6 protein-coding genes are annotated in these 11279 nt (G+C 39.1%); all 6 read right to left on the bottom strand.

Annotation, left to right across the window (positions count from 1 at the left end):
* Nucleotides 1-180: 180 nt before the first annotated feature.
* Nucleotides 181-1113, bottom strand: coding sequence for a hypothetical protein (locus tag K5G00_RS20210; protein WP_238768052.1), 933 nt, complete (start codon nucleotides 1111-1113; stop codon nucleotides 181-183).
* A 160-nt stretch (nucleotides 1114-1273) separates the two neighbouring features.
* On the bottom strand, nucleotides 1274-1675 hold the full coding sequence (locus tag K5G00_RS20205; RefSeq protein ID WP_238768051.1) for a 3D domain-containing protein: 402 nt from the start codon (nucleotides 1673-1675) through the stop codon (nucleotides 1274-1276).
* 227 nt (nucleotides 1676-1902) lie between these two features.
* Complete coding sequence (locus K5G00_RS20200) at nucleotides 1903-4821, bottom strand: FAD-binding and (Fe-S)-binding domain-containing protein (RefSeq protein WP_238768050.1); 2919 nt, start codon at nucleotides 4819-4821, stop codon at nucleotides 1903-1905.
* A 90-nt stretch (nucleotides 4822-4911) separates the two neighbouring features.
* Nucleotides 4912-6858 carry a sialate O-acetylesterase gene (locus K5G00_RS20195; protein ID WP_238768049.1) on the bottom strand — a complete coding sequence of 649 codons (1947 nt, stop codon included), beginning with the start codon at nucleotides 6856-6858 and terminating at the stop codon, nucleotides 4912-4914.
* A gap of 1 nt (nucleotide 6859) precedes the next feature.
* Nucleotides 6860-9847 carry a glycosyl hydrolase gene (locus K5G00_RS20190; protein WP_238768048.1) on the bottom strand — a complete coding sequence of 996 codons (2988 nt, stop codon included), beginning with the start codon at nucleotides 9845-9847 and terminating at the stop codon, nucleotides 6860-6862.
* 41 nt (nucleotides 9848-9888) lie between these two features.
* Nucleotides 9889-11262, bottom strand: a complete 1374-nt coding sequence (locus tag K5G00_RS20185; protein WP_238768047.1) for a sulfatase — start codon at nucleotides 11260-11262, stop codon at nucleotides 9889-9891.
* Between the last annotated feature and the right edge of the window lie 17 nt (nucleotides 11263-11279).

Below are 11279 nucleotides of genomic sequence, written 5' to 3'. Positions count from 1 at the left end.
AATAGAAATGCAACCCGAAACCATAATGTCAATAACCGGAAACAAACACTACCTAAAAAATTTCAATGCGGCATTTTGTATTTAAAATGGTATAACTTTCAATTAGCTTTTGTAAACCCGCTTCAGTTATTTGAGCTGTTTTTATTGCATTATGCGTTGAATCACTTTTTACGCTCAAACTTATTTGTTTGCGGGCAAGTTTGTTGTTTTTAAACAGAATCTTTTGTGTTTCCTTCGAGTGAGTTTTGAGATTACCTCGGACATCGTTCCCTGAATTTTAATTTCGTTTGGTGTAATCTTTAAATCAGTAAGTTTTTCAGAAAAATCTTCTTCGACTAAAAGAATTTGGTAACCGTCGGTATTTGTTTTAGAAATGACAGCGGTTGTTGTGGAGGAAGACATCATAAAATTAAAAAGAAGCAAAAGAGCAGCGTTGTGTATTCCGTGGAAATAAAATCCATAAAAAAAGCCACAGTGATTTCGTACAAAGCCAAGTATAAGTCCGACTGAAAATTGGGGAAGCACCAACAAGGGTGCAAATATTAAAAGATACCAGCTAAACTGGAAGTTGCTTAAGTGAAGTAGAGCAAAAACTGTTGCTATAAAATAAAAGTAGAGTTTGTATTTTGATTGCAAATACGTTTTTATTTTGGAGAAAATAAATTTGTTGAAAATTAGAAATGAAACGATTCCGGCTATGCAAATGGGGAACAGCATAACCCAGGATGCTTCACCATGGATTTTGTATGTATAAAAAATGCCCTGGTATAAGGGAATTGCGATTATAAATGGCAAAAAATTAATGGGTTTAATTTGTAAAGGAAGCCGGGAAATGAGTTCTTCCAAAAAAGGAATTAATAATATCGTTGATAAAATAACTGGTATTGAGTTTCCCTTTTCCGAAAATAATTCCACAATCCGATGGCTTTCCGGATCGATAAATCCAAGACGTTGCGGTATTTTCTGTAGGGGAATAAAGATGAACATCAACAGAAAATCAAACAGAATAAGCAGCGAAATCCACTTGATCTTGGTTTTTAACTGTGGTTTCTGTGTTGGAAACTCTGTCGGATTTTTCAGAAAAAGAACAAGGGTAGTTAACAGTTTGATCATGATTTTTTAGTCTATTCTTCGAATAAGATACTAAAGATAGCTTTTTTAAAATCTTATAAAAGATTGTTGATTCCATATTTTTGTATTTTTATGATAAATAATTTTGTAAAATGGAAATTTAGAAGAACTGTTTACTTTATTTTTCCCATTCAAAGAAGTATTAATCACCTTTTTTCCAGGTGATATTGACCTGTTGGCGTCCCCATTCTTTTGCAAGTTCCTCGTCTTCGCCCATATAAATATCGATTTTTTTTGTCCATCGTTTGTTCATTTTATCCAGAACCAAGTATTTTCCCGGGAGGCCCTCTATTTTTACTTTTGTTTTATAATCCAATCCCATTTCTAATAAATCTCTGGAAACGGCAATTCCTTTCATTCCCGGTTCAAGTTTATCGCCCCACGCTGCTATTTCTGAATGTTCAGGATGAGTTTGTCCGGGCAGTGAATTGTATGCTGTAGCTATTACTGCAATCGTTTCCGTTTCATGGTTATCGCATTTTAATATTACCAGAAACAACAGGGGAATTACAATCACTATTATTTTTAATCCTTTTGTCTTCATTCGCTACTCCTCTCTGCTTTAATATATTAAAAAAAATAGAAATTGCAAACTAGCTGAAATCAGTCAGAGAAAATAGCATGCCGATTTTTTTATTCGAACTCTTTTTTTGAAAAAGTAAAATATAATTTCTGAATATTCCGGAAAGAATGATTGGGAGTTTATTCAAAAAGATGAAAAAACAAAAAGAATTTTAAATTGGATTTTTTTCAATTGTTTTTAATAAAATATCATTTCCTTAAAGCTTCATAAAGCACCTCTACCGGATGTTTTGCCATTTTGCCGGTACCATCTTTTATCTGGTGGCGGCATGAGGTTCCGGGCGCAGAAATAATCGTTTCTTCGTCAGCTTCCCGGACTGTTGGAAAAAGTACCATTTCTCCTATTTTTTGCGAAAGTTCGTAGTGTTCTTTTTCATAACCAAACGAACCTGCCATCCCGCAACAGCCTGATGGAATTTCTTTTACAGAATAATTGGGCGGCAGAGAAAGCATTACTTTAGTTGGTTCTGTGCTGGCCACCGCTTTTTGCTGGCAATGGCCGTGAAGTAAAATATATTTTTCTTCGTTGGTAAAATCGGAAGCAGAGATATTTCCTTTTTCCATTTCTTTGGCAATAAATTCTTCAAAAAGTAAAGCGTTGTCGCCCAGTTTTTTTGCGGCTGTTTGTAATTCAGAGTCAACCAACTCGGGATATTCGTCACGGAAAGCTAAAATCGCAGAGGGTTCAATTCCTATCAGCGGTGTTGCTTCCGAAATAATATCTTTTAAAAGCGAAACATTTTCAGTTGCAATTTTTTTCGACGTGCGAATCAACCCTTTTGAAAGGAATGTTCTTCCACTTTCTTTGTGAACCGGAATTTTTATATCGTAGCCCAATTTTGTAAGCAAAAGAATTGCTTTTATACCGATGTCACTTTCGTTGTAATTGGTGAACTCGTCGTTAAATAGATATACAGTTCCCTTATTTTGATTTTCTGTTGAAGGGATTCCATTTTGCACCCAACGGGATAAAGGAATTTTCGACAATTTTGGGATACTTCTTTCCGGGGCGAACCCAACCGTTTTTTTGAAAACTGTTGTATTTGTTACCAAGTTTGAAAGTGATCGAAATACCACTGCCAATTGATAAAGCCGGGGTAAGTATGCAATTAATCTGGAGCGCATCGACACACCATGGATGTCGTAGTACTGCTGCATAAACTCGGCTTTTAGCTTGGCCATGTCAACATTCGATGGACATTCACTTTTACACGCTTTACAAGAGATACATAAATCCAGAATATCGTAAATTTCCTTGTGGTCGAAAGCCTTTTCTTTGTGATTGTTGTACAGAAATTCGCGTAAAATATTTGCTCGCCCGCGAGTCGATTTATCTTCGTCGCGCGTAGCCATAAACGTAGGGCACATGGTTCCGCCAATTACTTCACTTTTACGGCAGTCGCCGGTTCCGTTACATTTTTCAATGCTTCTGAAATAACCACGGTAGTTGCTAAAATCAAATACCGTGTTGTATTCGGGTGTTTCTTTGCCCGTTATTACACGCAGGTTTTCCGTAATTGGAGGCGTGTCAACAATTTTTCCGGGATTTAAAATATTATCCGGATCCCAGGCTTTTTTTACCTCTTTTACAAGTTCATAATTTTTATCACCCAACATAAACGGAATGAATTTCCCGCGTGCACGCCCGTCGCCGTGTTCGCCACTCATTGAACCGCGGTATTTTTTTACCAGTTTGGCTACTTCGGTCATCAGTGTGTCAAAAAGTTCAACATCGCCTTTTTCTTTAAAATTAATTAAGGGACGGAAATGGATTTCGCCAGTGGCAATGTGCGCATAATATACACTTGATAACCCTAGTTTTGCCAACACTTTTTTTATGTCGGCTACATAATCCGGCAAATATTCCGGAGCAACGGCAGTGTCTTCAATTCCGGGAACACCTTTCCGGTCTCCGGGAATGTTAGCCAGCAGCCCAAGTCCGGCAGTACGAAGCGACCAAACCCTTTTTATTTTATCAGCTCCGGTAACCAGTGGAAAGTGATAACCCAAACCCGCTTCCCTGAAATCTTTTTCCAAAGCAGTAGCCGTGTCGGTAAGTTCTTGTTCTGTTTCAAAAGAAAATTCGATCATCAGCATTGCTGCAGGGTCTCCCTTTACAAAAAAACGATTTTTCCGCTGCTCAATGTTTTCCTTGGCTGCCTGCATGACCGTGTCGTCCATCAGTTCAATAGCTGTGGGATTGTGTTTTAATGCAATTAGATTCCCCTGCAAAGATTCCTCCAACGAAGCAAAATGGGCACAAACTAAACCTTTAAATTTGGGTGGGAGAGGGATGACGTTTAGTTTTATTTGTGTTGAAAAAGCCAAAGTTCCTTCCGAACCTGCTAATAGTTTGCAGAAATTGAACGGAGTTCCGCCTTTGGTATAAATTTCAGAATCGAGTAACACATCAATGGCGTAACCCATATTCCGACGCGTAAGTTTTGGGTCCGGAAACTTATCTCTTATTTCTTTTTGATTTTCCTCATTAGAAAGAATTTCGTTGATATTTTGATAGATGGCTTTCTCCAGTTTGTTTGGATTTCCATTTAATTTTTGCTGAAATTCTTTTTTTGTAAGTGATTTGAATGTCGTTTCCGAACCATCTGAAAGAATGGCATCCACTTCCAGAATATGTTCACGAACGCTGCCGTAAACCAGGGAATGTAAGCCACAGGAATTGTTTCCAAGCATTCCTCCAATAACGCAGCGGTTGGCGGTTGAGGTTTCCGGGCCAAACTGCATTCCGTATTTCGACAGAACCAGGTTTAATTCAGCCAAAACAACACCGGGTTGAACGATTACATATTTTTTTTCCTCATTGAATTCAATGATTTTGTTCATGTATTTCGACATGTCAACCACAATCCCGGAGCCAACCACTTGTCCGGCCAAAGATGTTCCTGCCCCGCGCGGAATAACCGATGTACCATTTTCGCGTGCAAAAGCAATAATTTTTTTGATGTCTTCCTTGTTTTTCGGACGGGTTACTGCCAGCGGCATTTCCTTGTATTGCGACGCGTCGGTTGAATACAAAACGCGTTGCACATTGTCGAAAAAAAGGTCGCCGTCAAGTTGGGATTTTAGTTGATTAAAGTCGGGTTGCATACATTGATGTTTTTTAGTGGAGTAAAAATAGAAGTTTAACTGTTCAGGTACAAGGAAAATACGTTCTTGTTCATATTTTGTCTGTTCCGGTTATCTTTCCATTTTCAGAAACTCAGTACTAAAAGGAGCCGCGGGTAATCCTACAGAATTATATAAAGTGCATACCGGATTGGTGCGCCAGGCATATCTCGCTGCCACCGGATTTTTTATAAATGAAGAGGAAAGAATAACCTGTGAGCCTTCTATTCTAATTTCGGCGGGGTAATATTTTTTGTCGTCTCCGGCAATTTCAAAGCCGTTTATATCTTTGTTCGGTTTTAGTATCAATTCCTTTTCTGTTTTAAAATGAACCACTATTGAGTTGTCTCCCACAGAAAATGATTCCGCCATTGGTCCGTCAGAAACAACGTTCATCCTGTAAACTTTATCTTCAGCCTGAAGAGCGATCCTTTCGGCAAATTCCTTTTTGTTTTTTGCATGAACATCGTAAGGATCACCAATATCCAAACAAACTACCATTCCTGTATTAGGAAGTACCAGGGCTTTTTTTTGTGCCATTCGAATAAGACAGCGTGAATCGTCAAAGGTTTTAAAATGGTGGGAGAGTTCGGTATTTGAAATCTGGAAAAACAGGAAAGGTAAATTACCAAGTAGCCAATGTTGTCTCCAAACTGTGATTAATTGGTTGAACATTTTTTCATACAAAAATGGCCTGCCTGCGTCAGATTCTCCCTGGTACCAGATGAATCCTTTTATTCCGAAAGGAATTACCGGGGCAACCATGCCGTTAAAAAGAAATGCCGGGTTATTTTGAAAACTTCTTTCAGGGGGATTTACAGTTTCAAGTTGTGCGTTTATTTTCCATTTTTTAGAAAGATCTATATGGAAAGCATTGTCACTGGTAGCGATGAAAAAATTGTCTTTTTCCCCAAGTGTTTGAGCCGAACCAAAAGGTTGCGCAATTCGAATGGTCAATACATTTTCGCCTTGTTTTAAAATGTTGGGCGGGATTTCGGTTGTTACTGGTTTTGGATATTGAAAATAGCCGAGCTCAACACCGTTCATAAATACCTGACTTTGGCGATTCAGAAATCCCAACGACAGTTGAAGCGCTTGATTACGATATTCTTCCGGTATATTAATTTTTTTGCGAAACCAAACTACATTGCTGTTCTTTTCGAATGGAAAATCAGTTTCACTCCAATTCGTATCGTCGTAATTGTCAGCAGTAATTTGTTCTTCCAATTTTTTAGGCGGATAACTAATTTGATTGCGACGAACCCTCTGTTGTTCAATGGAGGAAAGAGCTGTTTTTTTCCATTCATTCTGATTAAAATTTTGGGTAAGCGGAGGAAGAGCAATTGAATCGCAGAAGAGTTCCAAAGATGGCCTGTCGAGCCACGTGCGAATGGGAGTTCCGCCCCAGGAAGCATGGATAATTCCAATGGGTATGTTTAAATCGGTATTTAATTGTTTCGCAAAAAACCATGCTATGGCAGAAAAGTCCTCTACTGAATTCGCGCTTGCTGTTTGCCACTCACCGGAGATCAAATCATCCTGTTCTATAGGCGAAGGAAACTTGGGAACATTAAAAAGCCTTATTTTAGGATAGTTGGTGTCCTGAAGTTCATCCTTGTAATTTTCGATAACGGAGTGCGGAATCCACTCCCAACCCTGAACCGGATGTGTCATATTCGACTGGCCGGAAGCAAACCACACATCGCCAATCAGTATATTTTCAAAAGTTGTGCTGTCGGATTCTCCGGCTATCGTTAAGCTGAAAGGACCACCTGCTTTAAATTCTGGCAGGAAAACCTTCCATTTTCCCTCGCTGTTTGTTTTTTCCGAAACGGATTTTCCGTTAAATGAAACGACAATCTTTTCGCTCGGTGTTGCTGTTCCCCAAATTGGAATTTTTATTTCCCTTTGAAGTACCATATTATCAGAGAAAATACGCGCTGGTTTAATCTCTGCAAAACTACTCGAATAAAAAATAAAGAGTAATGGGACAGTTGCTACTATAAAAAGTCGTTTCATTTTAATTTATGGTTACCGGATGAAAGGTTTGAATGGTCACGGGTCCCAGCAGCCCCGATTTGATAAGAGGAACTTCAGCCCATGGATAACGTTTTTGGTCGCCGGATTCCATCGTTTTGGCCGGCACAATGGTTGTTTCGATGTTGGTATTTGTAAATTTTTGTCCGGTAATAGCATCACCTGTTAATCGGTTCGACCATACGTTGGCAATTTCTATGGTAAGTGTGTTTTCTCCTTGTTTCAGAATGTTCGTGATCTCGAAACGGTAAGGTTTTGACCAGCTAATGCCAAGGTGTTTCCCGTTTAGCCAAACATCTGCTACTTTTGATATTTCACCTAAGTCGAGATAGATACTTTCATTGCCCGTTTTTGTTTTAGCCTCGTATTGAAATGTTTTTTTGTAGGTCGCTGTTCCCGAATAATATTTTATTCCTTCAATCGGCGATTCTGTCCATGAAATTAGTTTCTGAAAAACAGTTTCTTCCGGTGCTCCCCAACCTTTGGCAAACACAACATTCCAGGGGCCGTCTATTGTATTTGTTTCAATTTTATTCTGAACAGAAAGCGATTGTTCTGAACCTTCCAATGAAAAAGTTCCTTCCTGCAAAAAGTTAATTCCTTCGGATGTGTATTCGAAAAGCGGAGGAGTTGTTTCTGAAATGGATGTAAATTTTGGTGGAAGAGAAGATTTTTTGAAAAGGACAAAACAAGCTCCGTAAGGAGGGAGAGTTAGCGGAAGATCTACAAATTCTCCTGTTCTGTTAAAAATAGACGCCGGAAAAATTTCGCCGGAAACCGGATTCCATATTTCAGGCGATTTATTCTGCTGTCTGAATTTTATATTGCGGGAAAGCCATTCATTTTGTGTATTTCGGATAAAATAAAAATCAAGGTCGTTTTTGTTAGAATGAATAAAATCAATCAACTCTGAATCTTTTCCAGAATAATCAATATCGGGCTGAATATTCAGAGTTTGTAACATTTTAAGCGGAGAAATTCCCGAATATATTTTCCCTTTGGGAGGCAATTTATTTTCTGAAAGGCCTGATGCGCTGCTCCATAAATTGTTAAGCAACTTCTTTCTGTCAGTTTCTGCGACAACATCATCCATTTTTTCGGGTTTCTCACCGATAATTACGGCTCCTTGTTTTACCAGTTCTTCCAGTTTTTTAAGTACTTTTGAATTTATATTTCCTTCATCTTCCAACACCAGCAAGCTAAATTCAGCACCATTGGATAAAATCAGTTTCCCATTTTTTACCGAAAGTTTGTCGAGTAGAATTTCCGTATTAATAACTTCATAATCGTAGCCCGACCCCACTTTAAAATGGGTGTTTTTAGGCGTTGCAGAATTCGGTACTTTATCTCCGTAATACCAAAGTACATCGGCTTTAAAGTTCGTTTTCTGAAAAACGGCGGAAATCCTTGAAACATAATCGATAAAAGGTTTTGCTTTCGACCACCAAACCCGCTTGTCATTAAAATGGGTTCCTGCATGATAAACATAGCCGGGAAAGCCCGAACTGCTGATGTTGTGGCTGAAACCGTGAAAAACAACGCGGTTCATTCCCTCACAAAATGCCCGGTCGCCAAAGGGTTTCATGTCAAACGGACCTTCCTGCCAGTGCATAAACGAGGTAAATGCTTCTTCTTCCACAATCCTTTTTTCATAAATGTGTGATGCCGCTGCAGCTTCTTTAACAACACGGAGAATATCAATACTATCATTTCCATCCTTGTAAAAACGGGAGTGGTTAATCCAGAATTCACCGCGGGGAATATCAATAGAACCTTGCGCTTTTAACGGTTCTGCCGGCCCGTTGTAAAGCGGATAACCCGGTCCGCCTGCTTCGCTGTTTATTTTTAAACCATAACGGTTACAAACTTCTTTAGATTTTTTATACAAGTTGTTGATCATTAATTCTGATAACGTTTTCTTGAAATCAGTCTGGATCTTTTCAGCAATTCCCTTTTCGAATAGTTCGGGGTTAAAAAATGACGGAATAAATTTTCGAATGTCGTAGCCGTTTACTTTTTTAAATTCCTCGGGTAATGTTGACGTCCATACAAAACCACGCGCTTCGTAACTGGCAAGATAGAAGCTTTTTAAAGCTGTTTTCCGAAAGTCGCCTAAAACAGGCAGCAGCCGGTTGATAATATACATGAGGTGTGTTTCCACGGCTGTGGAGTCGAAATGGTCTATGGTTAAACCTGCTGAAAACGGGCTGGGACGAACTACCTGCTGCCCTGAATTGGAACAAACATATCGGCATATTTCCCAGTCTCCTGCCGGGGCTTTCCAATTAAGCTCGTCTGTTTCAGGATTGAAAAGCCGGGTGACATCAATAATATTTGCTGTGTCTAGTTTGCCTTTTTCAATTGCGGAAGGAATGGCAAGGACAGCTATTTCTTCGTAATATTCAGGCCTGCCATTTTTGCTGAACGGTATCAATGTTTCTCCATTACCGCCAATTAGCGATTCTTTGGGAAATGAAATTTCAGGAAAAGGAAGTTTTATTTTTTGAGCTTGAGCGTTTCCTTTTATACTGATTTTTGAAGAATACAACGATTTTCCTCCATGCTCAGGTTTTACCCAATTTCCTCCCGCATTCCAACTGCTGGCCAGGTTTAGTCCAACGGTTAATCCCAGTTTTCCGGCTTCATCCACCGCAAATTTTATTAACTGAAGAGATTGGTCGCTCATAAATGCCGGTCCTCCCGGTATCATCGTATCTGAAGGCGGAACGCCAATTTCAAAGAAATCAAAACCTGCAATTCCGGCCTCTTTCATCGCATGGAGTTCTTGTTTGGCGCGCACTGTATCAATGTTTCCGTTAAGACACCACCAGTATACTTTTGGACGAGCCGACTGTGGCGGATTTAGAAAACTATTTTTAATATTTTGGTAGTCGTCACTGTTTTGTCCTTTTGCCGGTGCGCCGGAAAATCCAATGAAGAGAATTACTATTACTGCAAAATATATTTTCATAATCAGGTATTAATTTTAATTCATCGATATACTTTCAAGATTTATTTGCCGTCTTTTTTTACAGGCATTTTTGCATCAATTTCATTTTGCCATTTTTTCAGCATATTGAAAAGCTCTTTTGCCTTTTTAGGTTTTTCAGATTTTAAATCATTGCTTTCCGAAATATCTTCGTCTAAATTGAAAAGTTCTGTTTCTCCGGTTTCATAATTTTCTACCAGTTTCCATGCGCCGTCACGCACTGCCCCGGCCGGTTTTCCGCCTTGTCCGCTAAAATGAGGAAAATGAAAAAAAACAGGACCTCTTTCAAATTTGGCTGCCGGATTGTACATTGTGGAAAGAATACTTTTCCCATCTACATCGGAAGGAATCGCTTTGTCTCCAATTAACTCCATAATGGTAGGTACAAAATCCTGAATAACTACATAGTTTTCATTTTTTGAATCTGCTTTTATTATCTTTTTCCATGACATAATTAGTGGAACACGGATACCACCTTCGTACACATGGCCTTTCCATTTTCGTAATGGTTCCATCGTTGTCGGGCGGTAGGCTATTTGATCCATCCCGACACCGCCATTGTCTGACATAAAAATTATCAAGGTATTTTCGTCTAATTTTAGGCGTTCCAGTTCTTTCATTATCTTGCCAATCCCATCATCCATGCTTTCAACCATTGTGGCATAATACGGGTTATATTTTCCCTCAAACTTGTTGTATTTCCACATATACTTGCTCACTTTTTCTGCTTTCGGAATGATTAAAAGATGAGGAGCAGAGTATGCGAGATACAAAAAGAAAGGATGTTCTTTTTGTTGTGTTTGGATAAATTCAACAGCATAGTTAGTAAGTTTATCTGTGAGGTATTCCAAGCCATTGTCTTCAAAAATAGTTTTTCCGTTACTTGATATTCCGTAGTTGTAATAATCCAGTGCATTTTTGCTGATAACCCTGTTGTAGTCGAATCCCTGGGCAAAAGCTCCCGTTTTATCCGTATCTCCCAAATGCCATTTTCCTACCATGCCGGTATTGTACCCGTTTCTTTTTAGAATTTCAGCCAGTGTTATTTCGGAAGAGGGGAGGTTTTCTACCGTCTTTGGCACAACAACCGGAGAATTTGGATCTTGTCTGTCAAGACCCAGGGCTGTGGTTATTTGTAACCTGGCCGGATGTTTACCCGTCATGAGTGCAGCCCTTGAAGGACTACAGGCCGGATGAGCGTAAGCTTGCGTGAATGACATGCCGCTTTTTGCAAGTTGGTCTAAAACAGGTGTTTCATTAAACGGATTACTATAACAACCTAAATCTTTGTAACCCAGATCGTCGGCCAGTATAAAGATAATATTGGGTCTTTCCTGTGCCTGGAGTAGCAAAGGGAAAAAAACAAAAATGGTAATTATCAGCTTTAATTTTTTCATGACAGGGCACACTCTAT

This window comes from Maribellus maritimus (genome assembly GCF_022267315.1).
GTDB classification, from domain to species: Bacteria; Bacteroidota; Bacteroidia; order Bacteroidales; family Prolixibacteraceae; genus Draconibacterium; species Draconibacterium maritimum.
The sequence above is the reverse complement of the archived record's forward strand: the minus strand, read 5'-3'. Positions and strand labels throughout refer to the sequence as shown.